This window comes from Paenibacillus sp. P46E (genome assembly GCF_001909095.1).
GTDB classification, from domain to species: Bacteria; Bacillota; Bacilli; order Paenibacillales; family Paenibacillaceae; genus Paenibacillus_AQ; species Paenibacillus_AQ helianthi.
Map to the genome: position 1 here is coordinate 15485 of NZ_LVYZ01000057.1, position 26429 is coordinate 41913.

The window sequence follows — 26429 nt, forward strand, 5'->3', positions numbered from 1 at the left end:
AAATCTGAAAATAACCGATCCTAACGATGGCCTGCCATGGCTTATATATATCCCGGCTGAACCGGTATCGTGCTATTTTAAGGGCGACAACGACGTTCAGCTTGTTTATAATAATTATTATCTGGATTTCATAAATAGTTCAAAGGTTTTGTCAAAAGGTGCTTTTTCATGTGATATACTTAACACAGCGTTTATAGAAGTTGTGAAAGTGGCAGCAGCGAATTTCGGATAAGCGGCAACAGTGCCTGTACCAATGAATAGAGATTAGGATGGTGAACAAACGATGCATATTGTCGTCGTTGGCCTGAATTACCGTACGGCACCCGTAGAGGTCAGGGAACAGTTCGCTTTTGCCGAGAGGGATCTGCCTGCGGCGCTGCATCAGCTGATGCAGACCAAAAGCGTGCTGGAAGGGGTTGTCGTTGCTACCTGCAACCGGACGGAAATTTATGTGGTTGTGGACCGGCTTCACATGTGCGGATATTTCATCCGCAGCTATATGGAGCAGCGGTTTGGAGTGAAAAGCGATGTATTTGCACAACATATGTATATATATGAAGACGAGCAGGCGATTGCCCATCTCTTCCGCGTAACCTGCGGTCTGGATTCTATGGTGATCGGTGAGACGCAGATCCTGGGACAGGTACGCAGTGCCTTTTTGACTGCCCAGGGCGAAGGGGTGACAGGAACCTGGTTCAACCGGCTGTTCAAGCAGGCGGTTACGCTGGGCAAACGCGCTCACAGCGAAACATCGATTGGTGAGAGTGCAGTATCTGTCAGCTATGCGGCTGTGGAGCTGGGCAAGCGGATCTTTGGCATGTTCTCCGGCAAAAGAGTGCTGATTCTTGGCGCCGGCAAAATGAGCGAGCTGACGGTGAAGCATTTGTACAGTAGCGGCGCGGCGGAAGTGATTGTCGCCAACCGGACACTGGCGCGTGCTGTGGAGCTTGCCGAGAAGTTCTCGGGCAAACCGAGCACGATTGAGCAAGCCTTACAGCATCTCGATGAAGTGGATATTGTGATCAGCTCGACGGGAGCGGACGGCTATGTTCTGACAGCCGCTCAAGTGGCCGAGAACATGAAGCGCCGCCCATCGCGTCCACTGTTCATGATTGATATAGCTGTGCCTCGTGATATTGACCCGGCGGCGGCGAGCGTCCCGGATGTGTTCCTGTACGATATTGACGATCTGGAAGGTATTGTAGAGACCAATCTGGAAATGCGCCGTACAGAAGCCGCCAAGATCGAGGTTATGATCGAAGCTGAGCTGGAAGATTTCCAGATGTGGCTGAAGACCATGGGGGTCCGGCCGGTCATCCGTGCGCTGCAGGATAAATCTAATGGTATATATGAAGATACGATGGATAGTCTCTTCAATAAACTGCCGGAACTGGACGAGCATCAGCGCAAGGTTATCCGCCGTCTCACGAAGAGCATTGTCAATCAGATGATGCATGATCCGATCAATGTCATTAAGGAGCTGTCCGGCGGCAAGCAGGGAAACGAAGCGCTGGAGTATTTTACACAAATCTTTGCGCTTCAGGAGCAGCTTGGCCCAGGGACAGACGACGGAAGTCCTGCAGAGCCGGAACGAAAGGAAGCTGAACGCGATTCCGCCAGCGAGTATACGCTGCCGAAGTCGGTGTTCGCTCCGGCAGGCCTGCTGGGCGGGTGAACCAGATGCAACTGCTGAATGGAATATATGATACAGCTCTGCTGCTATATGCCCTGAGCCTGCTGTTTGTTTTCTCGGATTGCCTTAAGCGGAATCCGGGCGGGAAGCGGCTGGGCACAGGGCTTCTTGTTGTGGTTGGACTTTTGCAATCTTCGGGCCTGGCGGTCCGCTTCTCACAGGAGAACGGTTTGCCGATTTTTACTCCGTATGATTTCCTGTTCTGGTTCTCCTTCATTATTGTGCTGACCTCACTTGCAATTGCTTACACCCGCGGCGGAGAATTTACGATTCTGCTGCTCAGCATGGCAGGCTTCAGTGTCTTCCTGCTGAACAGGGTCTGGCTAACCGCCGAGGATCATACGCTGCAGAGCTGGAGTGCGGTGCACGGGTGGCTGGCGATGCATATTATTTTGGCCAACCTGAGCTTTGCCGCACTGACACTGGGAACGGTCTTTGCCATAATGTATCTGTTCCTGCATACACGGCTGAAGCACAAGAAATGGGATGACCGCATCCGCCGCCTGCCGAGCCTTGAGACCATGGATAAATATTCGTATACTGCGATTCTGGCCGGGGTTCCCCTGCTGCTGGCTTCACTGGTGCTGGCCGGAATGTCGATTATTGCTGAAGGGCGGACCCCGTTGTTTCAGGATTCTAAGGTGCTGACCACCCTGCTTGGGCTTGCGGTCTATATTACCTATATCTTCCTCAAGCGCTCCGCCCGCCGCAGCGGGACCTCTATGGCACGTTGGGCCATTGCCGGCTACGGGTTCATTATTCTGAATTTTTTGCTTAATTCCTGGTCGGAGTTTCACGGCTGGGGGGGTTAGGGGAGTGCTATGTGGAGCCTGCTGTTCTCTTGGGGTGAGAGTAACGGCTTACCTTGTGGAGTGACACTTCATTTTAAGTGACAATGAACGAAAGCGTGCAATTAGCTATAAGGTGTCAACGAACGGTAAGTAGGAATGGCCCTTCTTTTATGAAATCTAAGTTCATTTATAGGGGTTATAAGAGCGCTAACCATCACATGCTGTCAGTAAAGCTGAGGTTGACAGGTCACCGCCCGAGGTAAGTATAAGAAAGAATGATAGCTGAAGGGGTTCTATTTGGCCTTGGCAGTAGTAAAATTGAGATTGGATTGACGGTGAAATTCGGGTAACGCGGGTGCGAGAATTTTGATACTGGTTCAGATGAAGTGGATGGGGTCTTGCTGGTTTTTGCGGGTGTTGCGATGAAGGCTTGATATATGCGTTAGTGGGCTCGATGTACGCGATAGATTGAATTGACGATAAATTCTCCTGGAGCTGGTACGGGAATCTAATGTGCGTAGTACACGGTTGGATTTGCGTTACAGGCCAGTGGATGTGTTGGTGGCAGGAGTAGGAGTGTGGCTGGATGGTGAAGTATTTTCCCATTATGCTGGATCTACAGGGCCAGCGTGTGGTTGTCATTGGCGGCGGCGCGGTGGCGGAGCGCAAGGTGGCCGCGCTTATAGAAGCCGGGGCAGCGATGGTTCTGGTCAGCCCTTCGCTGACCGCGACGTTAGCCGCCCTGGCTGAATCGGGGCGGCTGAGTTGGATCAGCCGTCCCTATGCCCCCGGGGATATACGGGGGGCATTCCTGGTCTACGCCGCCAGCAACGATGCGGCGGTGAATGAGGCGGTGGCCCGGGAGGCGCGCAGCCTGGGCCTTCCGGTGAATGTAGCCAGCCGGGCCGAGGCGGGCAGCTTCATTACCCCCGGCGTGCTTCGCCGGGGGCGGCTAACGGTTGCCGTGTCGACTTCAGGCGCGGGACCGTCGGCAGCTGCGAAAATCACGGAGCAGCTGGCTGGAATATTGGGCGAAGAGTATGAGCCCTATCTGGACTGGTTACACAGCCTGCGGACCGAGATCAAGCGCAGGCAACTTCCGCCGGAGCTGCGTGGACGGCTTCTGCGCAGGCTAGGCGAAGTTGATGTGTTGAATGAGATGCGACAGGGCACCTTTATAGAGTGGGGTGCGGACGAGATCGACGACTGGATCAACCGAAATTTAGAAGAATAAGCAGGGACTGCTGGCAGTCTGGAGGAATAGGTCAGTCTGCAGGAAGGCGTCAGGCTAGAGGAAAACGTGCCTCATGACTCTAAAAGTATGAATTATGAGATGAGATTTTCGTCAAATGTGACGCAGGTGCCTGCGCGGGAAGTGGGCGAATCAAAGGTAGAAATACCTTTGAATGAGCCGCCAAGGCTGGAAGCGGACGAAACAAAGGTAGAAATACCTTTGAATGAGCAGCCGGGGCTGGAAGTGGGCGAAACAAAGGTAGAAATACCTTTGAATGACGCACCGGGGCTGGAAGTGGGCGAAACAAAGGTAGAAATACCTTTGAATGAGCCGCCAAGGCTGGAAGTGGACGAAACAAAGGTAGAAATACCTTTGTTTGAGGCCCCAAGGCTGGAAGCGTGTGAAACAAAGGTAGAAATACCTTTGAATGAGCCGCCGAGGCTGGAAGCGGGCGAAACAAAGGTAGAAATACCTTTGAATGAGCAGCCGGGGCTGGAAGCGGGCGAAATAACGGCAGAATTGCCGTTATCAGCGCCACAAACGGCCAGCCCGTACGGAATTAATGGCAGAGGCAGGTTACCAGGTACCAGGAGGGATGAGGCATGAGGAAGATTATTGTAGGCAGCAGACAAAGTGCGCTGGCGCTCACGCAGACGGGGCAGGTAATTGCCGATTTGGAGCGGCTGAGCGGGGAGCATGGGTTTGGGTTTACTTTTGAAGTTCATAAGATTGTAACCAAGGGAGACCGGATTCTCGATGTAACGCTGTCCAAAGTTGGCGGCAAGGGATTGTTCGTCAAGGAAATTGAGCAGGCGATGCTGGCCCATGAGATAGATATGGCTGTACATAGTATGAAGGATATGCCCTCCGAACTGCCGGAGGGATTGATGAATGGTGCGGTTCCGAAACGTGTGGACCCCCGCGATTGTCTGATTTCAAGCGGCGGTCTTGCGCTTGAAGATCTGCCGCAGGGTGCGCGCGTAGGCACAAGCAGCCTCCGCCGTTCCAGCCAGCTTGCAGCGCTGCGGCCCGATCTTCAGATTGAGCCGGTGCGCGGCAATATCGACTCACGTCTGGGTAAGCTTGCGAATGGCGAATACGACGCCATTCTGCTGGCGGCGGCGGGGCTGGCCCGGATGGGCTGGCAGGACCGGGTAACTGCGTATTTGCCGCCGGAGGTATGCCTGCCTGCTGTAGGGCAAGGCGCACTCGGGATTGAGTGCCGGGTGGATGATGCCGAGCTGAGGAAGCTGCTGGCGTTATACAATGATGAGCAGACGGCGCTTACGGTAGCGGCGGAGCGGACTTTTCTAGGCGCTCTCAATGGCGGCTGCCAGGTGCCGATTGGCGCTTTTGCCGTGCTGGACAATGAAGCTGTGAAGTCAGCCTCCCAAAGGCTGATTACATTGACAGGAATGGTGGGAACACCGGATGGCTCGGTCATCCTGAAGGAAACCTGCAGCGGGCATGACCCGGTGCAGCTGGGTGAAGAGGTAGCCAGAAAGCTCATCGCCAGAGGAGCGGAACAGATTTTGGCGGATGCAAGGGGATGAGAGAAATGACGGGGAAGGTATATCTGGTAGGTGCGGGACCTGGGGATGCTAGGCTGATTACGGTCAAAGGTCTGGATTGTATTAAGAAGGCGGATGTGCTGGTATACGACCGGCTGGCCAGTCCCAGACTGCTGAAATGGATGAAGCCCGGCGGGCAAAAAATATATGTAGGAAAACTCCCAGACCGCCACACGATGAAGCAGGAAGAGATCAATCAGCTGCTCGTTGATTTGGCGCTGGAAGGCAAAACGGTAGTCCGGTTGAAGGGCGGGGACCCGACGATTTTTGGACGTGTGGGTGAAGAGGCGGAGCTGCTGCGCAGACACGGTATTTATTATGAGATTGTGCCGGGGATTACCTCGGCGATCAGTGTTCCGGCGTATGCCGGCATTCCGGTGACCCACCGGGATATGGCTTCTTCACTGTCCATTATCACAGGCCATGAAAGCCCGGATAAGCTGGACCATTCCATTCACTGGGATAAAGTGACGAATGCAACGGGTACACTGGTATTCCTAATGGGCGTAGCCAAAATTGGCTACATCAGCGCCCAGCTGATTAAGCATGGACGGCCGCCGGAGACACCGGTGGCGCTTGTCCGCTGGGGGACACGTGCGGATCAGGAGACGCTTACGGGGACGCTCGCTGACATTGAAGCGAAGGTGAAGGCGGCTGATTTCCAGTCGCCGGCCGTGATCGTTGTCGGCGAGGTTGTGCTGCAGCGCGAGCAGCTCATGTGGGCAGAGGCGCTGCCGCTGTTCGGCAAGCGCATTGTGGTTACACGGGCCCGCAGCCAGGCCAGCGAGCTGGTGGATTGGATTGAGGAGCTCGGCGGAGAGCCGTACGAGTTCCCGGTCATTGAGACGAGGATGCCCGAAGGTGCCGAGCAGAAAGCAGGTATTGCCGCCGCGCTGGCGGCGCTGGAAGAATACGATTACGTATTCTTTACGAGCGCGAACGGCGTGGAGTTTTTTTGGCGCCACCTGGCAGAGCTGAAGGTGGATATCCGCAGGCTGCACCGCGCTCGGATCGGCGCGGTGGGTCCGGGTACAGCCGCGGCGCTTGCGCAGCGCGGGCTGGTGGCTGAGGAGCTGCCTGCACGCTTCCAGGCAGAGGGGCTGCTTGAAGCCTTCGGGCCAAGGCTGCAGCCGGGGCAGAAGGTGCTTCTTCCGCGCGGCGATCTGGCGCGCGAGTGGCTGCCGGACAAGCTGCGGGAGCTCGGCCTGGAGGTGACGGAAGTGGACACCTATGAGACCGTGGTGACGGGTGAAGACGATATCGAGCTGCTCAAGCTGCTGGAAGAAAAGCGGATCCACGCAGTGACTTTTACCAGCTCATCGACGGTGCGCAACTTCATCAGCATTCTGCAGCGCATGGGGCTTGAAGATCCGCTTCCGCTGCTGGCAGGCGTCAAGATTGCCTGTATCGGTCCCGTGACTGAACAAACCGCCGTAGAGGCGGGGCTGACACCGGGACTTCTTCCTGAAGAAGCGACGATCGAAGCGCTGGTGCAGGAGCTCTGCCGCTGGAACGAGACCACAAGGCTGAAGTAAATTGGACTTTGTTCTGACTGGCTGAGAGCGATGGGTTCTGGATATGACTCGCTGACGTGGATTGTTGTTATGGTTATGACTCGTTGAAATAGATGGAATTTTGTCGTATTGACCGGATGGGAATCGTTATTGTCATCACCATCGGGGATTGACTGGGTTTTGCCTTCACTCGATTCGGGTTTATATATGTACTGTACAGGAGGATAATATTATGGGGTTTCCAATTACAAGACACCGCCGTTTGCGCGGAACAGCAGGAATTCGGGGCATGGTGCGGGAGACAATCCTGAATACGCTCGATTTCATTCAGCCGATTTTTGTCACCTATGGAACAGGTGTGAAAAGTGAGATCAGCTCGATGCCGGGCGTGTATCATTTTTCCCTGGATACGCTAAAGGCGGAAGTGGACGAGATTGCGGCGCTGGGCATTCCGGCTGTGCTGCTGTTCGGGATTCCCGAAACTAAGGATGCAGTCGGCTCGTCTGCGTTTGCTGAGGATGGCATTGTGCAGGAAGCCACACGGCTGATTAAAAAGTGGTACCCCGAGCTGCTGGTGGTTGCCGATACCTGTCTCTGTGAATTCACGGATCATGGACATTGCGGCATGGTTCATACCCATACGGTGGACGGCGTTGTGCATGGCGATGTGATTAACGATGCTTCGCTTGAACTGTTGACCCGCACGGCAGTGTCCCAGGCTCAGGCGGGTGCAGATATTATCGCTCCGTCGAATATGATGGACGGGTTCGTGCATGCGATCCGTGCCGGACTGGATGAGAATGGATTTGAGCATGTGCCGATCATGTCATATTCGGTAAAATATGCTTCGGCCTTCTACGGGCCGTTCCGTGAAGCCGCTGACTCCGCACCTCAGTTCGGAAACCGCAAAACCTACCAGATGGACCCGGCGAACCTGCGCGAGGCAATCCGCGAAGCGGATTCAGATGTACTTGAGGGTGCGGACATGCTGATGGTGAAACCGGCTTTGGCGTATCTGGATGTGATCCGCACCATTCGTGACCAGTTCGATCTGCCGCTGGTAGCTTACAATGTGAGCGGTGAATATTCCATGGTCAAAGCGGCGGCTCTGCAAGGCTGGATTGATGAGCAGGCTGTCGTACTAGAGATGCTGACCGGGATGAAACGCGCCGGAGCGGACATCATTATTACCTATTTTGCCAAGGATGCAGCCCGCTGGCTGCGCGGATAACAGAGCTGAATGCAACAGACCTGGCAGCAGCGGGGTCATTTCTTTAGCACATTATGAACTGGATAGGAGTGGTGACAATGAGCAAATTGCCTTTGGCGCGGCGGGAAGAGGCTTCCCGCAAGGCTTTTGATGAAGCCAAGCAGTATATCCCCGGTGGAGTGAATAGTCCGGTCCGGGCGTTCAAATCCGTGGGGCTCACCCCGGTTTATGTGGATCATGGCGCGGGTTCACGCATTTATGATATCGACGGCAACAGCTTTATCGACTACGTCTGCTCTTGGGGTCCGCTGATTATGGGCCATGCCCACCCTGAAGTGGTCAAGGCGCTGCAGGAGACGGCAGTCAAAGGGACAAGCTTTGGCGCACCGACACTGCTGGAGACGGAAATGGCCAAAACCGTGGTCGGGCGGGTTCATTCGGTTGATATCGTGCGCATGGTCAATTCCGGAACCGAAGCTACCATGAGTGCGATCCGGCTGGCACGGGGGTATACCGGACGAAGTAAAATCCTCAAGTTCGAAGGCTCGTACCACGGCCATGCAGACAGTCTGCTGATCAAAGCCGGATCGGGTGTAGCTACACTTGGATTGCCGGATAGTCCCGGTGTGCCTGAAGGCGTGGCTATGAATACGATCACCGTGCCTTACAATGACCTGGAAGGGGTCAAAATCGCCTTCGAACGTTTCGGCAATGAGATTGCTGCTGTAATTGTGGAGCCGATTGCAGGGAATATGGGTGTAGTGCCCCCGCTTCCGGGATTTCTGGAGGGTCTGCGTAAGGTGACTACAGGATATGGTGCCCTGCTTATTTTTGACGAGGTCATGACCGGGTTTCGGGTGAACCGGGGCTGTGCCCAGGGGCTGTTCGGCATGGAGCCGGATCTTACCTGCTTCGGCAAAGTGATTGGCGGAGGCCTTCCGGTAGGCGCCTATGGCGGCAAAAGGGAAATCATGGAGCAGATTGCTCCAACCGGACCGATCTACCAGGCGGGAACGCTCAGCGGCAATCCGCTTGCAATGGCAGCGGGTCTGACAACACTTAGACTACTGACACCGGAGGTGTACGACCGTTTGGAAGTCCTCGGTGCGCGTCTGGAGGCAGGACTTATGCGCAACGCGGTGGATACAAGCATTCCGCTGACCATTAACCGTGTGGGCTCCATGGTCTGCCCATTCTTTACTGAAGGTCCGGTCATCAATTATGATACGGCCAAAGCCAGTAATCTGGACCGGTTCCGTGCGTATTTCGGCAAAATGCTGGATCAGGGCATCAGTGTTCCGCCTTCACAATTTGAAGGCATGTTCGTCTCTGCTGCACACAGCGAGCAGGATATTGATGATACGCTGGAGGCCCATTATCAGGCCTTGAAATCCCTGTGACGGCAGAGAAGGAGCCGTTATCCATGACGGGCGGCGGGGCCTGGACCCGCCGCGGAGAATGGCTGGAGGCCATGCCTGGACGGGTAATTACCGCGGCTACAGATCCGGCAGCGGCCATAGATCAGTGGCTGCTGGAAACCGTGGGTATGCCCGCTAAGCTCCATTCAAGATTGCGCCGCGAGGGTGGCGTACAGTGGAAGGGAGACCGCCTTCGGCTGGGATTGTTCCCTTACCGGGAGGCGGGCATTGAGCCGGCGTGGACGGCACTTGAAGTGCTGTTCGAGGATGACTTCTGCCTCGTTGTCCATAAGCCTGCGGGCATGGCGGTCCACCCGGATGGCAGCGGGAATGAGATCACTCTGGATCATGGGGTTGCCGCCCATTATGCGGCTTCAGGCGGGGGAGTCGCCGTACGCCATATTCACCGTCTGGACAAGGACACAACAGGTCCAGTGCTGTATGCGAAGAATGAGTATGCACAGCTTGTGCTTGACGAGGATATGCGTGCCAAATCCGTCTCGCGGCTGTATGCCGCGATCGTGCAAGGCGTTGTGCCGCCCGGGCTGAAGGTAATTGATGCCCCGATTGGCCGCGACCGTCATCATGCGGCACGCCGTCGGGTCTCTCCGGGCGGGCAGGATGCGGTGACGCGGATCATTGGCCGGGAGATTCTGCAGGGCGGTACCGTGCTTAAGGTGCAGCTTGAAACCGGGCGGACGCATCAGATCCGTGTCCATCTAAGTCACATGGGCCATCCGCTGTTCGGAGATGTGCTGTACGGCGGTCCGGCCTGGAATACAGATCGGCTTCCTCATTCCAGCGGTATCGGAAGACAGGCACTGCATGGTGAAATACTTGCGTTCAATCATCCATGGACCAAAGAACAGCTTGAAGTGTCCGATCCATGGCCTGAGGATATGCTGCTCTTGCGTGAACAGCTGGGAGCAGATCTGCAGGTTTGAATGCCCTGATGATGAGTGGTTTATAAGGTCCGGGCTCATACTGTTCCCGTGAGCCTGCTCATCGCGCTAACCCGTTTACTGAAGTCAAGAGCCCCCCAAGGCTGCGCTCCGGCACAGCCTTGGGGGGCTCTTGTTCGACGTATGACATTCTGTTGACGTATGACATTCTGAAGCGGATTCCCGATAGTAGCGGCTGCTTATGCCGGGATCCTGCTGCGTGTCTCGCCGATCAGATGTTAAGCCGGCGCTCATACGCCTGAATATAGCCTTGACCCGCTTGAGTCAGTTTGCCCGCATCGATATAGCCGGCTTCATAGATATGCTTCATCACCGTTCTGAAATCCCTGGGGTCCTCCACACTACCGGCATGCGGGTATGCCGCCTCTTGCTTTTGTTCAAATCCTTTCAAAATTCGATATACAGGATCAGCACTTGTCATGCAAACAGCCTCCTTTCTAATTTTTTAAGTATATTCCCGCCAGTCTTTGTTGGTGAAACCCTGAAATACCGGACCATAATTGTGTCCAACCTGAATGGTAGACAAAGTCAATAGCATGTAAGAAACTGGATACTGTGAAGTAAAGCAGGCAAACGGATTTTGGGTATATAACACTAGTAGAAATAAGATTCTGCTGCGTGATTAGACAGTGTTTATATGACGGGGGGCTACACCATGAAATGGCAGGGTAGAAGAGGCAGCTCGAATGTGGAGGACCGCCGGGGAATGGGCGGCGGGGGAAAGATGATCGGCGGCGGAATCGGAGGCATCATTATTGTTGTGATTGTAACGCTCCTCAGCGGAGGGAATGTCGGAGATATTCTTGGAGGTCTGACATCCGGCAGCACGAATACTTCGGCACCTTACGAACAGACGGCTCAGGAAAAGGAATTGGCCGACTTTGTATCCGTTGTACTGGCGGATACGGAGGAAGTGTGGTCCGGGGTTTTCCAGGAAGAGGGGAAGACTTATCAGGACCCGACGCTCGTACTTTATACCGGCAGTGTAGATTCGGCCTGTGGCACGGCAACGTCGGCGGTGGGGCCGTTCTATTGTCCGGGTGATGCCAAGCTGTACATCGACCTTAGCTTTTATGACGAGCTTCAGCAGCGCTTCCAGGCGCCGGGGGATTTCGCTATGGCCTATGTGATTGCCCACGAAGTGGGACACCACGTACAGACGCTGCTCGGCACTACGGAGAAACTGGATTCGGTCCGTCAGAGCATGAGTGAGAAGGAATATAACAAATACCAGGTTCGTTTTGAGCTTCAGGCCGATTATCTGGCCGGCGTTTGGGCCAAACATGCCCAAGGGATGAATCTTCTGGAAGAGGGCGATCTGGATGAAGCATTGACGGCAGCGAGTGCGGTCGGCGATGATACGATTCAGAAACAGGCTCAAGGTTATGCGGTGCCCGACAGCTTCACCCACGGCACTTCAGAGCAGCGGAAGCGCTGGTTCTACAAAGGCTTCCGTTCAGGGACCCTTGAGGACGGAGATACCTTTAATGCTGCCGAGCTTTAGGGGAAGCAGGTGAGGCGACAACTTCATAAACCTCGAACCTCAAAACGGCTGCGCTGTCCAGTGAAGGACGGCGCAGCCGTTTTACGTATATAAGGTACCGTCCCTGAAAAAGACAGTGCAGCTAGAACAGGGCCTCTGCCCGCTCAGGCTTCCAGCTCATTTTTGAACGATAGCCGGTTACGGCCAAGCTTCTTGGATTCCAGCAACAGCTGGTCGGCATACACATACCCTTTCTCCATTGAGGTCCGCTGTCCCGTTTCCGCCTTGTAATAATACAGGCCAAAAGAAGCAGAATACACAACATTGATCCGCTGGTCCTCATACTCGGCAGTAACGCTGTGTCCGGCAATCGTGTCCAGAATCCCCTGAATCTGCGCGTGGCAGTCCTCAAAGGATTTGTGTCTCAGGAACATGGTGAATTCCTCGCCGCCGCTGCGGAACAGAATGTCCTCTTCCTGCATGTGCGACTTTAGCGTATTGGCAAAGTGGATGATCACCCGGTCGCCGACGGCGTGGTTATAGGTATCGTTGATTTTTTTGAACCGGTCGATGTCCGCCACCACGATACCGATGCACTCACTGCTGTGGTTCAGCTCCTTCATCATCTTATCCATATGGGCGCGGTTGAACGTTCCGGTCAAAAAGTCCCGGTAGGCCATCTGCTCGAACTTGTCCCGTTCAAATTTATGCTGGGCGCTTTGTGATTTGGAATAGAAGGAGATACTCACGACATAGTTCAGCAGGAAGAGCGCAATCAGCATCTCCCATTTCTCCATCTGCAGCAGCCGCAGCAGCAAGGCATTCGTCAAAGTCACCTTGCTGAAGTCCAGCAGATTTCTGCCCCGCAGCAGCAGGTCCATAGCTTCTTTGCGGGTGGTGATATCACCTGAGAGCGCAAAGGTAAGCGTCAGGAAACCCGAGGACACGAATGTCGTCACACAGACTACCAGAAGAAACAGCAGCCAGTAGCCCAGTGGTGTATGTGCTGCATAAGGATGGAGCAGAGTGTACAGGTAGTACCCCGCCGAACCGCCAATCGTAAAGGAACCGATATTGTAAAAGGTATCCAGAAATTCTCCGGGGTCCGCGGTTTTGGTCTTCTTTTTATAGAAAAACACCGTGAACCGGTATAGTACCTCGAACAGAAATGTGCCCAGAGGCCCTGCGAAAATCCCGAAAGAGGAGGTGTAGCTGATCGCGTAATCTATATTCGAATTGCCGCTTCGGGTCACAATGCGCAGTTGATAATAAATACTTGAAAAAGCCCAATATAAGATCAGAGCTTTGAGATATGTATGGTCTAGCACTATAGCGTGCCTCGCGCCGAAAGCTATGGCCACAGAGGCAAAAAACAGAAAAAGGTCAAATACCCTTGCTTTGGACATAACGTTGATTTCCTTTCAGGAGTTATTCCGATTATACCCGAAAATTTCGGGTTGTGATTAAAAGTTATTTTAGAAAATTCGCCATTTGTCCATGTCCCGGCATGGGGGAAGTTCATATAATATTTTGTTCGTTTTATTTTTGGAACCGGGGAGAGAAGCGGATGAAGATACTGCTGGTCACCTATTGGGGGCTTACGAATATGGGCGGGATTTGGACATACATGAAGCAGCTGGCTGACAAGCTGAATGAATATGGACATGAGGTTACGCTGATGGGAAGCCGTGCGGAAGATCATACCCTGTATCTGCTGGACCAGGGAATTTCCTTTGACAAAAAAACTCTCTATAACGCGCTGCTCCCACAGCTCGATAAGGACCAGTTTCCCCATCTGCATCTGGAGCATGGTATCTTCAGCTTTGAGCTGGGCCGTTACGTCTTTGAAGGCGGGGCAGCGGTTCTGGGCCTGGAGAAGTATGATGTGATCCATGCGCAGGACCCTATTTCTGCCTATGCTCTCCGGCGGATTATGAAGGTGCGTAAACCTCTGGTCTCGAGCTTTCACGGAGCGCTGGCGTATGAATCCTATTTTGAATATAAGGGCCTCGAACCAGCGCTTACCCGAAAAGAGTATGAAAAACGGGCGATCTGGCGTTATTTTCGCCGGCTCGAGGGAATGGGAGTCCGGTCCTCTGACCTTATTCTAGTTTCTTCGGACTGGATCGGGAGGCTGGTGAACCAGCAGGATGCGGGTGGGGCACCCATTCATACACTGCCGTATGGCATGGATGTGAAGCAGTACGACGCGAAGGCGGCGCTCCCGGCCCCGCTTAAGTTCGGAGACGGACTCAAAGTAATTATGTACGCCGGACGCCTGGAATATATCAAAGGAGTACATGTGCTGATTGCGGCTCTGGGAATTCTGCAGCACAGCCGTCAGGACTGGGTATGTGCAATTGCCGGAATTGGCAGCCTTACAGAAGAATTGCAGTCGCAAGTCCTGGAACTGGGCATGCAGGGGCGGGTATTTTTCACCGGAAAAATAGACAATATTCCAGCTGCGCTGACCGCCGCCGATATTTATGTGCAGCCCAGCCTGCAGGACACACAGCCCTTTTCAGTGACGGAGGCGCAGCTTGCCGGAATTGCGCCGGTTGTAGCCGCAGCGGCGGGGATGCCGGAAATGGTGCAGCATGGAGTGACGGGATTTGTTGTACCGGCAGAGGATTCCACGGCACTGGCGGGACAGCTTGAGCAGTTGCTTCAGGACGATGAACTGCGGCTGCGGACCGGGAAGCAGGCCCGCCACTGGGCTGAGCATAACCGTACACTGGATGGTATGGCGGCGGGGACACTGAAGGCGTACCATGAAGCGCTGTCGATGCTGCAGGGGCAGAGCTGTTATCCCGCTCCCGGAAAGATCAATAAAGGTGAGGAACATAATCGATTACCTCAGGCATTTCATCCTGCGGATAGTTTGGAACATATGATCTCTTACCGTCCGCTGGCTCATGCTTTGCGTGAGGGGCTCCCGCAGGATTATTGCATTCCAGATGCCCAAATGGTTCTCAAGGAGTAGAGGCATTCCCTGGCATATGCTGCGTCCAAAGTTGTCATGCCTTACGGATTTAAGCATATACATGAGGGGAGTAACATTTTGGGCTTATGCTCTGGGCTTGTCTCAGGGTTAGATTATGCCAAGAAGGAGGACATTTCCCGTGTTTGACCAGTCCCACGGCTTGCGGTTTGATATTTATGAACGCATTCATCTGCCTGCAGAACTTCCGGGAATCGCTGAGCTGGAAGAGGTTGAGCTGATCCCGGACATCCAGGTAATTCAGCGGGAGGACCGTGCCGAGCTGTATGGTCAATTGCTGCTTACCGGACTCTACCGGGGAGAAGATGACCGGACCCAGCGTTTGGAGCATGCGATTCCCGTAGAAATCACAGTTCCGCTGACACGGGTCAGCTCGCTTGAAGACATAGGGGTGGAGATCGAGAATTTTGATATTGATCTGCTTACGATGCGTACAGTCAATATTACAGGCGTACTATCCTTGCGCGGAATCGGGAGCGGCGATACGCAGCCAGCCTGGCAGCAGGAGGAATATACAGTAGCTTATTCTGCTGAAGATGAGGAGCGGTTAGAGGTAGCTCCTGCTGACAAGTTTGAGCATGAGAATGATGCACTCTATGAGAATTCGCTCTGGACCTATGGAGAAGGAGCAACTGACATTACGGCACATGTTCAAGGAAACGGGCATGGCAACGCTGCCGATGCCGGGGCTTCGGCTCCTGTGCCGAATTCGGAGCTTCCGGCAGAAGCGGGATACATCCAGCCCGCCGCAGTAGCCGAGCCGCAGTCAAAGGACAAGGAGGCTAAAGCCCGGACCCACAGTCTCGATGCTAATACTGGTTATGATGTCCTGGAGGCAAAGACGGGTGAGCCGGCTTTAGAGATCCATTCAGTGTATCAGGAAGAGCCTTCACACCTCGCGGAAGCTGTGGAAAAAGCGGCAAGCTTGCCGGATGAAGCTGAAGCTACAGCAGAACAGCAGCAGGAGAATGAGAACAATGAGGCTTTTGCATCGCCTGATGTAGGGCCTGTATCCGAGGAGAAACCTGACCTGAAGATTGGTCTTGGCAGCAAAAAAGAACCGAAAGAAGAAGAACGGGAGCAGCTTACCTTCTCTTCTCTTCTTAGCTCCAGCCGGGCCCGGAAGGAACAGGAGGAGCAGCATATCCAGGAGCCGGCCCGACCGGCAGCAGTACCGGATACCGGTAATGATACAGAGTGGAAAAGCCGGTTCATCGGGGGCCGGGGCAGCGCAGACTTGTTCCGCAAAGTCCGGCTGTGCATTGTCCAGCGGGAAGAAACACTGGACACCATTGCAGAGAAATATCAGCTAAGTACAAGGGAACTGGTGATGTACAACCGACTCTCCGGACAGAACGTAGAGGAAGGTCAGGTTTTGTACATCCCCTGAGATTACTTCAGTAAGAATCCCGGCCGGGCAAGGCCGGGATTTTTGCAAAAGATAAGAATTTATATGTTTCATGCTATAAATTATCCTTATCTTTCTCGCAGAAACGGATACCGTCCTTTTAAGGACGGCGAATCCGTTTCTGCTTGTGGGACGGAGTATAGTATAAGAACCGCAGTTTGTGCATATGCTGGTTGACTAGGAATAGTACTGAATGTATTATGGGATTAAGTAAAAGCAAAAGACTGGGAACGGGAAGAGTAGGCGGTTAGCCCTTCAGAGAGCGGAATTTGTAGTTGCTGTGAATTTCCGCAGGATGCAGCCCCCGAAGTCGCCCCGGAGTCGCCCTTCTAAGCCTGTTGCGCAGATGTGATGCACAGGGTAGGATGTGGCCGGACGCAGCCGTTATCTGCATGAGTGTCGCGCTAAGCTTTTGGAACCGTGAGGAACCGGGGGCGAAGGTTTATTTTTGTATAGTGCGAAACAAAGGTGGTACCGCGAAAGAATGACCTTTCGTCCTTTGAGACGAAGGGTCTTTTTGTGTTTATAACTTGTTATTCAAATGGAGGGTTCAACTATGGCTGATCACAAGAACAGAACGGCTGAGCTGACTGATTTGCAGGATGCGGAACAGCCACAGGCGCCAAGCAGCAAACAAAGCGATATGCCGACCACATACGATCCGAAGGCAGCAGAGCAGAAATGGTATGCTTACTGGATGGAGCATGGCTTCTTTGAAGCCGGTAAACGTCCGGATGCAGAGGCTTACAGTATTGTTATTCCCCCGCCGAACGTGACGGGAATGCTGCATATCGGACATGCGCTCGATTTCACGCTGCAGGATATTCTGATCCGCACGAAGCGGATGCAGGGCTTCGATACGCTGTGGCTGCCGGGAACAGACCATGCAGGTATCGCGACCCAGACGAAGGTGGAGCAGAAGCTGCGCCAGCAGGGCGTTTCCCGGCATGACCTGGGACGTGAGAAATTCCTGGAGCAGGTATGGGCCTGGAAGGACCAGTACGCTGAGACCATTCATGAACAATGGGCCAAAATGGGCCTGTCTCTCGACTATTCCCGCGAGCGGTTCACCCTGGATGAAGGGATGTCCAGCGGGGTACGCCAGGTATTTGTCGAGCTCTACCGCAAAGGCCTGATTTACCGCGGGAAACGGATTATTAACTGGGACCCGGCTGCACGTACGGCTTTGTCCGATATCGAAGTGGAATATAAGGAAGTTAACGGACATCTGTATCACCTTCGTTACCCGCTTAAAGACGGCACAGGCTTCATTACAGTAGCAACCACACGTCCGGAGACCATGCTTGGCGATACAGCAGTAGCGGTACATCCTAAGGATGAACGTTATAAAGATCTTATTGGCAAAACCCTGATTCTGCCGATCATTGGCCGAGAGATCCCAATTATTGCTGATGATTATGTTGATAAGGAATTCGGCAGCGGGGCTGTGAAGATCACCCCGGCTCATGACCCGAACGATTACGAGGTGGGTCTGCGCCACAATCTGCCGCAGATCAATGTGATGGATGAGAGCGGAACGATGAACGAAGAAGCCGGCCCTTACCAGGGCCTGGACCGTAGTGAATGCCGCAAGGCGATCGTAGCGGATCTCAAGGAACAGGGCGTTCTGGTGTCTATTGAAGACCATGTGCACCAGGTTGGACACAGTGAACGTTCAGGAGCCGTAGTTGAGCCTTATCTGTCCACCCAGTGGTTTGTAAAGATGAAGCCGCTGGCGGAGGCAGCCATCGCCGCACAGAAGGATGGGTCTGGAGTTAACTTCGTTCCGGAGCGTTTTGAGAAAACCTATTTGAACTGGATTGAAAATGTGCGTGACTGGTGTATTTCACGCCAGCTGTGGTGGGGACACCGCATTCCGGCATGGTACTCCGAGTCTACAGGTGAAGTATTTGTAGCAGATACCGAAGAGGAAGCCCGCGAAATCAGCGGACTTGATGACTTGAAGCAGGATGAGGACGTTCTTGACACCTGGTTCAGCTCCAATCTGTGGCCGTTTGCCACAATGGGCTGGCCGGATGAGAGCAGCAGCGACTATCAGCGTTATTTTCCGAACAATGTGCTGGTTACCGGTTACGATATTATCTATTTCTGGGTAGCCCGGATGATCTTCAGCGCGCTTGAATTTACAGGGAAGAAGCCGTTCTCCGATGTGCTGATACATGGTCTGGTACGAGATGCAGAAGGACGCAAAATGTCCAAGTCGCTCGGTAACGGTATTGATCCGCTGGATGTTATTGAACAATATGGCGCGGATGCCATGCGCTATATGATTTCCACAGGTATCACGGCTGGCCAGGATCTTCGTTTCCGCATTGAGAAGGTCGAACAGGCCCGTAACTTTGCTAATAAAATATGGAATGCCTCGCGCTTTGCGCTTATGAATCTGGAGGGTGTAAGCTTTGCAGATATTGACATTACGGGTGAGCTTTCGACAGCAGACCGCTGGATTTTACATCGTTTGAACGAAACTTCTCGTGATATTACGCGTCTAATTGACGCATACGAGTATGGCGAGACCGGCCGTCTCCTGTACAACTTCATCTGGGATGACCTGTGCGACTGGTACATTGAGTTCTCCAAGCTTACGCTGTATGGTGAGGATGCTGCGGCCAAGGCTAAGACCCAATCGGTGCTTGCCTATGTGCTTGACTGTACGCTGCGTCTGATTCATCCGTTCATGCCGTTCATCACCGAGGAAATCTGGCAACATCTGCCGCATGAAGGGGATACCATTACGCTGGCCGAATGGCCGAAGTACGAAGCTGCATTGGAGCAGCCGCAGGCTGTGGCGGAAATGAACCTGCTGATGGATGTGATCCGCGCGGTTCGTAATGTCCGTGCTGAAGTCAACGTTCCGATGAGCAAAAAGGTAGAGCTGATCATCAAAGCAGCGAGCGAAGAAACACTAAGCATTATCGCCCGCAACGATAACTACATTGGGCGTTTCTGCAACACATCTTCCTTCGAGGCAGGCCTCAATCCGCAAACACCGGATAAGGTTATGTCCGCTGTGATTACTGGAGCAGAGCTGCTGTTGCCGCTTGCAGGTCTAATTGACATCGAACAAGAAATTACCCGTCTGGAAAAAGAAGTGCAACTACTAAACAGCGAAGTAGAGCGCGTGGAGAAAAAGCTCGGCAATCAGGGCTTTGTCGCCAAAGCGCCGGCTAAAGTCATCGAAGAGGAACGGGCGAAGCAGGCAGATTACTCTGCCAAACGTGAAAAAGTGCTGGCCCGCATCGCAGAGCTGAGAGGATAAGCGACTATGGATGAGTGGATCGGGAGCGGCGGGACCGCTCCCTTAAGTTCTTATACAGAAGCAGTGGATTGGATTAACGGCCTGATTCCTTTCGGCATCCGTCCGGGTCTGGAACGGATTGAACGCCTGATGGAGCTGCTGGGCCAACCCCAGCGCAAGCTGAAATTCATTCATGTGGCGGGTACAAACGGCAAAGGATCGACCTGTGCATTTTTGACCAGTGTGCTCATGAACAGCGGGTACAGCGTTGGAACCTTCACGTCTCCTTACATCACCAAATTCACGAACCGTTTTCAGTACAATGGAACGGATATTCCTGAAGAGGTGCTGGCAGAGCTTGCGAACAAACTTCATCCGCTGGTCGAAAAGATTGCACAGACTGAGCTGGGCTCACCCACAATGTTCGAAGTGGCCACCGCTCTGGCCATTCTCTATTATGCGGAAGTCTGCTATCCCGATGTTGTCGTATGGGAGACTGGTCTTGGGGGAAGGCTGGATGTAACGAATATTGTAACCCCGATTGTGTCCATCATTACAAATGTCGGCCACGATCACACTGATGTTCTGGGAGAGACTGTAGAAGAGATTGCGGGTGAAAAAGCCGGGATTATCAAACCGGGTGTTCCTGCCGTCAGCTGTGTTAGCCAGCCGGAGGCAATCGCAGTGCTCAAGGCAAAAGCTGCCGCGACCAAGTCCACACTCTACCTTGCCGGAGATGATTTCAGCTACAGCAACGCTACAGTCAAGGAGGGCTTGCAGTCCTTCACCTTCAAGGGTCCTTTCCGTTCACTGGAGCTTGACATCGCAATGAAGGGCGAGCACCAGCTCAGTAATGCAGCCGGAGCGATGATGGCGCTGGAGGTCTTGCGTCAATATATGGCTTTTATGCTGGAAGACGAGGATGTGCAGCAAGGCTTCCGCAGCACCTTTTGGGCAGGAAGACTGGAGGAAGTGTATTCTTCGCCGCGGATCGTGCTGGATGGGGCGCATAACCCCGAAGGTGCGGAGAGTCTGGCCAAAAGCTTGCCGCAGTTTTATAAGTACAATCAATTAAATTTGCTCATGGGGATGCTGGCAAATAAGCATCATGAGTCATACTTCAAGCATATACTGCCTATAGTGGATACGCTCATCCTGACCGAACCGGATTTCCGGAAGAAAATGGACGCGGAAGATCTGCAGGCTATCGCAGAACGTCTGCGGGAGAAATATGCCAAAGAAAATTTGGTAATTATAGTAGAACATGATTGGGGTAGGGCGCTGCAGCTTCTGCAGTCGATCACAGCGGAGAAAGACCTTGCAGTCGTCTCCGGAACGCTGTATTTGATTTCTGATGTGCGCAGTACGCTTTTACGGCAACCCAATTCTGAAAAAGGCTGGTGACGAACTGTTGGATACTACTGAACGTGTGCATTTTATAGGGATCGGCGGCTATGGTATGAGCGCTATTGCCCGGGTAATGCTGGAGATGGGATATACGGTAACGGGCTCCGACGTGGCGGCTCAGGAACTGACCGATAAATTAATAGCTAAAGGCGCCAAAGTGTATATTGGACATACGGCAGAGCAGGTAAAAGGTGCAGACCTTGTCGTATACTCCACGGCCCTCTCAAGTGATAATGTGGAATGGGTAGAAGCGGAACGGCTCAAGATTCCGATCCTGCACCGCTCGCAAATGCTGGCCCGGCTGCTGAATGAACGCAAGGGCGTAGCCATTGCCGGTGCGCATGGCAAAACCACAACCTCTTCCATGATCGCGCTGATTATGGAAGATTGCGGAGTGGACCCTACTTATATTATCGGTGGGGAAATTATGAATGTCGGCACGAATGCCAAGGCCGGACAAGGGGAGTACGTCGTGGCCGAAGCGGATGAGAGCGACGGCTCCTTCCTGCAGTACCATCCTTGGCTGGGAATCGTAACGAACATTGAAGCGGATCATCTGGAGAATTACGGGGGCGATTTCGGCCGGTTGAAGGCTGCTTACGTTCAATTTATGAATCAGATGCGTGAGGACGGTACGGCAATTGTATGTGCGGATGATGAAACAGCTACCTCGCTGTTGCCTGAGGTCAAAGGCAGTGTTATCACCTACGGCATTCATTCGAGTGTCGCAGATTACATTGCGACGGATATCGTTTTAGGTGACCGGCAGGTGGCCTATACCATGAATTTTGGCAGTACGGTACTGGGACGCATTGAGCTGTCCATTCCCGGAAAATACAATCTGTACAACTCCATGGCAGCAGTGATTGCCTGTCTGAAAGCCGGAATTTCTTTCCAGGCGATCGCAGAGTCCATCGTGAAATTCCATGGCGCTAAACGCCGGTTTCAAGTGCTCGGGGAGATTAATGATATTCTTGTCATCGATGATTATGCGCATCATCCTACGGAAATTCAGGCAACGATCAGCGCAGCCAAGGCAACAGGCAAACGGATTATTGCCGTATTCCAGCCGCAGCGATATACACGGACCTTTTTCCTGCTGGATGCCTTCAGCCGTGCTTTCAGTGAAGCCGATGAAGTGATTCTCACTGACATTTACTCACCGGCCGGAGAGAAGCAGATCGAAGGGGTCAGTTCTGCCAAACTGGTGGAATTAATTGTACAGAACAGCAATGCCAACGCAAGACATCTGCCGACCAAGGAGGCTGTATTGGCTGACTTGCAGGGCCGGATTGCTCCAGGGGATCTCGTGATTACAATGGGAGCGGGAGACATTTGGAAGGTTGGGTATGCACTGGCAGAGGAACTGAAGAAACACTGAGCCTGAAGCCTACAATCTAATATTTGCACATTTTACGCAGAAACGGATACCGCTCTTTATACTAAAGGGATGGCTATACCGTTTCTGCTTGTAATGGGACAAGCATTTATCTATTCCCCCGCACATGGTGGTGTGACTTATGGCTGTACAGCTTGATATCCGAACACTGTTATATCTATTTATTTTTGGGAATCTGTTTACGGCCTTGCTTACAAGCTTTTACCGTCTTCATTCGTCCAGAGACCGGGCCTCCACCCTGTTTATAGCTGCGAAATGGCTCCAAGTGGCCTATTGGTCCTCGTTCCTGTTATGGAATGTGATGCCTCATTATCTAGCAATACCTCTTAGCAACGCTCTAATTCTTGTCGGGGGAGGGTTGGAGATTGCTGCTCTTCTTTTGATGACGGGGCTGTTAGGACGCAAAGCTAAGCTGTATTATTGGACAATTTCCGTTTGCAGTGTGATCAGCTACGGGATGGTTGCCCTGTTCTATAACAGACCGAATATACGGGTAGCCACCGCGTCGCTGTGGGCGGTACTGTTCATGGTTTATCCTGCCTTCCGTTTGATGAAGAATCGAAAAGGCTCGCCTCTGCAGGGACTGCTGGGCTTCATTTTTTACCTGTTTGCTGCGGTGATGCTGATCCGGTCGATGACTGCCCTGTTTCTGGAACCCGGTATGGAGGCACTCTCGTCAAACCTGCCGCAGTTTTTATATTTTCTGGGCATGTTCTTTTTGCTGATCGTCGGTTCGTCAGCTTTTATCCTTTTATCCAATGAACACACTTATGAGAAGTTAAAAAGAATGGCCACCTATGACGGGCTTACCGGTATCCTGGGACGCAGGACTTTTATGCAGGAAGCGGAACAGAAACTGGCCCAGGCAGTAAAAAAACAGGAATTGTACTCTCTGCTGCTGCTGGATCTTGATCATTTTAAAAGAGTGAATGATTCAAGGGGCCATGACGTTGGCGATGCAGTCCTGCAGGATTTCGTGTTCACCATCCAGAGCAATCTGAAAACCTTGGATCTGTTCGGCAGAGTGGGCGGAGAAGAATTTGCAATTTTACTCTGCGGACTTGATGAAGAAGACAGCAGCCGCAAGGCTGAACGGCTAAGGCAAGCGGTTGAGGAGGGGGCCTCCAGCTTTACATATCCCGGGGAATACACAGTCAGTATTGGTATTGTTACCGTTCTTCCGGGTCCCCTGACTTCCCTGAACATGCTGTACAAGCTTAGTGACCAGGCGTTGTATCAGGCGAAGCAGCAAGGCCGAAACTGTGTAGTACGGTCCGGCTAGAATTGCCGGGACAGCGGCATACATAGGGTTCCACCAACAAGGAGTGAGTTTGATAGGCGTCCATCTGGATCTGAAGACACTGCTGGTTTGTCTATTTTTTGGCAATTTTTTTACAGTACTTCTTGTTATCGCTTACCGTTCACGCCAGTCAAAAGATAGAACTACCGGACTGTTTGTGGCGGCAAAGCTTCTTCAACTGGTCATCGTGCTGCTCCTGATGCTAGAGGATTTCCTTGGCCTCCGGTATACTCTTCCGCTTAATGTCCTCCTGAGCTTGGCGGCAGGTACGGTGGAAGCCTTTTCCCTCCTGAAACTGCTGGGGGCCTATTCGGGCCGGGTCAGAACCTATTATTTTTCTCTGGCGGGATTGTCCGCTCTTTCCCTGCTGCTTATTTATATTCTGTATCCTGAGAAGCCGCTGCACATCGCCTCGGCAACGCTATCCGGGGTGTTGTTTATAGTGTATCCAGCTTACATCTTAGGCATAAAGGGCAAAAAAACACCTTTGCAGGAAATGATGGGCCTGCTTTACGGAATGGTGATTCTGACTTTGCTGGGGCGGGCAGCCTTAACATTCTATTTACCAGCGGCTAGGGACTCCTTTGCTCCTGAATTCCTCCAAACCTTGTACTATATCGGTATGTATTTGCTGATGTTCCTGGGTACTTCAGGATTCATGCTTCTGTCCCGCGAACAATCCTATGCGGAGCTGGAAAGGGCTGCCACCTTCGATGAACTGACCGGAATTCTTAACCGCAGATCATTTGTTCAGCGTGCCCGCTCCAAGATAGCCGATTCAGCCAAAGGGAATATCCCCTTTTCTTTTCTATTGCTTGATATTGATCATTTCAAAAATGTGAATGATACTTACGGGCATGATACCGGGGATAAGGTGCTAAGGGACTTTTCCCGCAAAATACAGGGCCAGCTTGGCGACAGCGACCTGTTCGGCAGATTCGGCGGTGAGGAATTCGCTATACTGCTGCATAGCTCGGATGAGGAAGCCAGTGGAAAAACCGCTGAACAGCTGCGCCGCTGTGTGCTGGATGCGGTGATTGATGACATTCCGATACCTTACACAGTGAGCATCGGCATCATCACGGTCCACTCGGGGGAGCGGGTCCCTTTGAATACACTGTACAGACTAAGCGATGCAGCGTTGTATCAAGCCAAACAGCAAGGAAGAAACCGAGTGGTGCGAAGCCGGGAAACCCCTGGGAGTTCGTAACCTGAATAACAGCAATATTCTGAGCGTTCCTTCCCCTCAGCCGGGGCAGGAGCGCTTTTTGGTGCGGAAATCCATTTTTTGAAAATTATTTTTGGAAAATACATGAAACGACAGAAAAACGGTGCAGTTTGGGGTAATATATCTTAAATACTTCACGAAGTAGATAGATATTTGACTATTGGAGAGTAGGAGACGAAAACAATGAGGGAGAAATTGCTATTCATATCCGCAGAAAATCCTTTTCCCCAGGACAGCGGCGGCAAGCTGAGAACTGGAAATATACTGAATATTTTACTAGCTAAATATGATGTGGATCTGCTTACTTACAGCAACACAAAGTCTTCAGCGGAGAAGGCGGAAACGCCGGGACTTACGATGCACGAAGTAGAACGAACAATGAATTATCGTAAAGCTATGCTCCGTTCCCTATATAAATGGCGCAACAGTTCCTACATGAGTCATGTGGATGTAGATATGCGCAGCAAGATTATGGAGTTGTGCCGTGAGAACAGCTATAGTCATATTTTTATATCCCATAGCCTGCTTGGAAGCTGCATTGATATCGTGCGCGAAGCGCTGCCTGAGGCTGTAATCACCACGGATGCCCACAATTTCGAGAGTGGACTCTCCGGACAGCTGGCAGCCGGGAAGAAAGGTGCAGCGAAACTGTTTTATTCTCTTAATGCTGTATGGACGAAGCGTGATGAGCTTAAGCTGATGGATAAAACGAACCTGCTGCTGACCACGTCGGAACAGGATGGACTGGCGTTCAAATCACTGTCTCGCGGAAATTCGCATAAAGTCCATGTGATCCCCAACTTTATCCGTATGGGCGACTATCTGGCTAACGGGAAAACGCCCAAAGAGCAGTGGATTATTTTACCGGGTAATATGAACTACTTTCCGAATATTAACGCAGCAACGTATTTCAACCGTGAGATTTACCCGCTCATCAAATTGAAGGTGCCGGGGATTAAGTGGTATATCGTGGGCAGGGATGTGCACCCGGAGGTCGCAGCATTGGCTGAAAATGATCCTTCGATTGTGATCACCGGGTATGTCGACAGTGTTGCAGATTATGTGCGTAAGGCGCAGGTTGTTATTGCCCCTTTGCTGGAGGGAAGCGGCACCCGTCTGAAAATCCTGGAGGCCTGGGCGCTGAAGACCCCCGTCGTCTCAACGACGAAGGGAGCAGAAGGATTGCTCTATGAGCATTCTCGGAACATTATGATCGCTGATGATCCCATAACCTTTGCAGACAGTGTGGTTCAGCTTCTTCAGAATCATGAACGCGGAATAGTGCTGGCGGACCGGGCTTATCAGACAATGCTTGCCAATTATGAGGCCGAAAGTGTACGGGCGAAGCTGCTGAGTTTGGTCTAAATGGTATCGTTTTTCAAAAAAAGATTTTTTTATTCCATAAATCGACAATATTTCGCAAGGGAATACGGTACTATTGTTCTACATCTAAAGTTTCATGAAAAGCGGCGGGATGTCATCCGCTTGCTTTTTTTCTGCGCAAATATCTGCACATGACAACTGAGGTATTTCATAGATTATCAAGGAGAC

The 26429-nt window shown here is 52.5% G+C and carries 20 protein-coding genes; 18 read left to right on the plus strand and 2 right to left on the minus strand.

Annotated elements, in window-relative coordinates; all coding sequences use genetic code 11:
• Positions 1 to 283 precede the first annotated feature (283 nt).
• The 9 genes from hemA (at position 284) to A3849_RS22080 (ending at position 10375) form a co-directional block, all read left to right on the plus strand.
• A complete protein-coding gene (gene hemA, locus A3849_RS22040; RefSeq protein ID WP_074113330.1) occupies positions 284 to 1675 on the plus strand; it encodes a glutamyl-tRNA reductase in 1392 nt (463 codons plus the stop codon).
• 5 nt (positions 1676 to 1680) lie between these two features.
• The gene (gene ccsA / locus A3849_RS22045) at positions 1681 to 2505 is read left to right on the plus strand and encodes a cytochrome c biogenesis protein CcsA (RefSeq protein ID WP_074113331.1); all 825 of its coding nucleotides are present in this window, start codon (positions 1681 to 1683) and stop codon (positions 2503 to 2505) included.
• Between the two features lie 565 nt (positions 2506 to 3070).
• On the plus strand, positions 3071 to 3718 hold the full coding sequence (locus A3849_RS22050) for a precorrin-2 dehydrogenase/sirohydrochlorin ferrochelatase family protein (protein WP_074113332.1): 648 nt from the start codon (positions 3071 to 3073) through the stop codon (positions 3716 to 3718).
• 141 nt (positions 3719 to 3859) lie between these two features.
• Positions 3860 to 4324: a hypothetical protein gene (locus A3849_RS22055; protein ID WP_218619256.1), complete on the plus strand. Its 465-nt coding sequence runs from the start codon at positions 3860 to 3862 to the stop codon at positions 4322 to 4324.
• Positions 4321 to 5271: a hydroxymethylbilane synthase gene (gene hemC / locus A3849_RS22060; protein WP_074113334.1), complete on the plus strand. Its 951-nt coding sequence runs from the start codon at positions 4321 to 4323 to the stop codon at positions 5269 to 5271. The genes A3849_RS22055 and hemC overlap by 4 nt, the downstream gene beginning before the upstream one ends.
• A gap of 5 nt (positions 5272 to 5276) precedes the next feature.
• Positions 5277 to 6824 carry a uroporphyrinogen-III C-methyltransferase gene (gene cobA / locus A3849_RS22065; protein WP_074113335.1) on the plus strand — a complete coding sequence of 516 codons (1548 nt, stop codon included), beginning with the start codon at positions 5277 to 5279 and terminating at the stop codon, positions 6822 to 6824.
• A gap of 211 nt (positions 6825 to 7035) precedes the next feature.
• Positions 7036 to 8034 (plus strand): porphobilinogen synthase, encoded by a 999-nt coding sequence (hemB, locus tag A3849_RS22070; RefSeq protein WP_074113336.1) that lies wholly within the window; start codon positions 7036 to 7038, stop codon positions 8032 to 8034.
• A gap of 77 nt (positions 8035 to 8111) precedes the next feature.
• Positions 8112 to 9413 (plus strand): glutamate-1-semialdehyde 2,1-aminomutase, encoded by a 1302-nt coding sequence (gene hemL / locus A3849_RS22075; RefSeq protein ID WP_074102313.1) that lies wholly within the window; start codon positions 8112 to 8114, stop codon positions 9411 to 9413.
• 23 nt (positions 9414 to 9436) lie between these two features.
• Entirely contained in the window at positions 9437 to 10375 is a 939-nt protein-coding gene (locus A3849_RS22080) for an RluA family pseudouridine synthase (RefSeq protein WP_074113337.1), read from the plus strand.
• A gap of 229 nt (positions 10376 to 10604) precedes the next feature.
• Here the strand turns inward: A3849_RS22080 and A3849_RS22085 are convergent, their stop codons facing one another.
• Positions 10605 to 10814, minus strand: coding sequence for a hypothetical protein (locus A3849_RS22085; RefSeq protein WP_074113338.1), 210 nt, complete (start codon positions 10812 to 10814; stop codon positions 10605 to 10607).
• A 234-nt stretch (positions 10815 to 11048) separates the two neighbouring features.
• On the opposite strand from A3849_RS22085, the gene ypfJ reads away from it, so the two are divergent.
• Positions 11049 to 11897, plus strand: a complete 849-nt coding sequence (ypfJ, locus tag A3849_RS22090) for a KPN_02809 family neutral zinc metallopeptidase (RefSeq protein WP_074113339.1) — start codon at positions 11049 to 11051, stop codon at positions 11895 to 11897.
• Between the two features lie 143 nt (positions 11898 to 12040).
• Here the strand turns inward: ypfJ and A3849_RS22095 are convergent, their stop codons facing one another.
• Positions 12041 to 13282, minus strand: a complete 1242-nt coding sequence (locus tag A3849_RS22095) for a GGDEF domain-containing protein (protein ID WP_074113340.1) — start codon at positions 13280 to 13282, stop codon at positions 12041 to 12043.
• Positions 13283 to 13443: 161 nt separating this feature from the next.
• Here A3849_RS22095 and A3849_RS22100 point away from each other — a divergent pair, with 161 nt between their 5' ends.
• The 8 genes from A3849_RS22100 (at position 13444) to A3849_RS22135 (ending at position 26243) form a co-directional block, all read left to right on the plus strand.
• On the plus strand, positions 13444 to 14859 hold the full coding sequence (locus A3849_RS22100) for a glycosyltransferase family 4 protein (RefSeq protein ID WP_074113341.1): 1416 nt from the start codon (positions 13444 to 13446) through the stop codon (positions 14857 to 14859).
• A 139-nt stretch (positions 14860 to 14998) separates the two neighbouring features.
• Entirely contained in the window at positions 14999 to 16267 is a 1269-nt protein-coding gene (locus tag A3849_RS22105) for a LysM peptidoglycan-binding domain-containing protein (protein ID WP_074113342.1), read from the plus strand.
• Between the two features lie 661 nt (positions 16268 to 16928).
• Positions 16929 to 19565: a valine--tRNA ligase gene (locus A3849_RS22110; RefSeq protein WP_074113366.1), complete on the plus strand. Its 2637-nt coding sequence runs from the start codon at positions 16929 to 16931 to the stop codon at positions 19563 to 19565.
• 6 nt (positions 19566 to 19571) lie between these two features.
• Positions 19572 to 20948 carry a bifunctional folylpolyglutamate synthase/dihydrofolate synthase gene (locus tag A3849_RS22115; RefSeq protein WP_074113343.1) on the plus strand — a complete coding sequence of 459 codons (1377 nt, stop codon included), beginning with the start codon at positions 19572 to 19574 and terminating at the stop codon, positions 20946 to 20948.
• A 7-nt stretch (positions 20949 to 20955) separates the two neighbouring features.
• Positions 20956 to 22332 (plus strand): UDP-N-acetylmuramate--L-alanine ligase, encoded by a 1377-nt coding sequence (gene murC / locus A3849_RS22120; RefSeq protein WP_074113344.1) that lies wholly within the window; start codon positions 20956 to 20958, stop codon positions 22330 to 22332.
• Between the two features lie 139 nt (positions 22333 to 22471).
• Positions 22472 to 23632 carry a diguanylate cyclase gene (locus A3849_RS22125; protein ID WP_074113345.1) on the plus strand — a complete coding sequence of 387 codons (1161 nt, stop codon included), beginning with the start codon at positions 22472 to 22474 and terminating at the stop codon, positions 23630 to 23632.
• 49 nt (positions 23633 to 23681) lie between these two features.
• Positions 23682 to 24860 (plus strand): GGDEF domain-containing protein, encoded by a 1179-nt coding sequence (locus A3849_RS22130; RefSeq protein WP_074113346.1) that lies wholly within the window; start codon positions 23682 to 23684, stop codon positions 24858 to 24860.
• A 201-nt stretch (positions 24861 to 25061) separates the two neighbouring features.
• A complete protein-coding gene (locus A3849_RS22135) occupies positions 25062 to 26243 on the plus strand; it encodes a glycosyltransferase family 4 protein (RefSeq protein ID WP_074113347.1) in 1182 nt (393 codons plus the stop codon).
• Positions 26244 to 26429: the final 186 nt, after the last annotated feature.

Coding starts and splice junctions, on each gene's coding strand:
- hemA (WP_074113330.1), top strand. CDS start 284: ATGCATATTGTCGTCGTTGGCCTGAATTACCGTACGGCACCCGTAGAG.
- ccsA (WP_074113331.1), top strand. CDS start 1,681: ATGCAACTGCTGAATGGAATATATGATACAGCTCTGCTGCTATATGCC.
- A3849_RS22050 (WP_074113332.1), top strand. CDS start 3,071: ATGGTGAAGTATTTTCCCATTATGCTGGATCTACAGGGCCAGCGTGTG.
- hemC (WP_074113334.1), top strand. CDS start 4,321: ATGAGGAAGATTATTGTAGGCAGCAGACAAAGTGCGCTGGCGCTCACG.
- cobA (WP_074113335.1), top strand. CDS start 5,277: ATGACGGGGAAGGTATATCTGGTAGGTGCGGGACCTGGGGATGCTAGG.
- hemB (WP_074113336.1), top strand. CDS start 7,036: ATGGGGTTTCCAATTACAAGACACCGCCGTTTGCGCGGAACAGCAGGA.
- hemL (WP_074102313.1), top strand. CDS start 8,112: ATGAGCAAATTGCCTTTGGCGCGGCGGGAAGAGGCTTCCCGCAAGGCT.
- A3849_RS22080 (WP_074113337.1), top strand. CDS start 9,437: ATGACGGGCGGCGGGGCCTGGACCCGCCGCGGAGAATGGCTGGAGGCC.
- A3849_RS22085 (WP_074113338.1), bottom strand. CDS start 10,814: ATGACAAGTGCTGATCCTGTATATCGAATTTTGAAAGGATTTGAACAA.
- ypfJ (WP_074113339.1), top strand. CDS start 11,049: ATGAAATGGCAGGGTAGAAGAGGCAGCTCGAATGTGGAGGACCGCCGG.
- A3849_RS22095 (WP_074113340.1), bottom strand. CDS start 13,282: ATGTCCAAAGCAAGGGTATTTGACCTTTTTCTGTTTTTTGCCTCTGTG.
- A3849_RS22100 (WP_074113341.1), top strand. CDS start 13,444: ATGAAGATACTGCTGGTCACCTATTGGGGGCTTACGAATATGGGCGGG.
- A3849_RS22110 (WP_074113366.1), top strand. CDS start 16,929: ATGCCGACCACATACGATCCGAAGGCAGCAGAGCAGAAATGGTATGCT.
- A3849_RS22115 (WP_074113343.1), top strand. CDS start 19,572: ATGGATGAGTGGATCGGGAGCGGCGGGACCGCTCCCTTAAGTTCTTAT.
- A3849_RS22125 (WP_074113345.1), top strand. CDS start 22,472: ATGGCTGTACAGCTTGATATCCGAACACTGTTATATCTATTTATTTTT.
- A3849_RS22135 (WP_074113347.1), top strand. CDS start 25,062: ATGAGGGAGAAATTGCTATTCATATCCGCAGAAAATCCTTTTCCCCAG.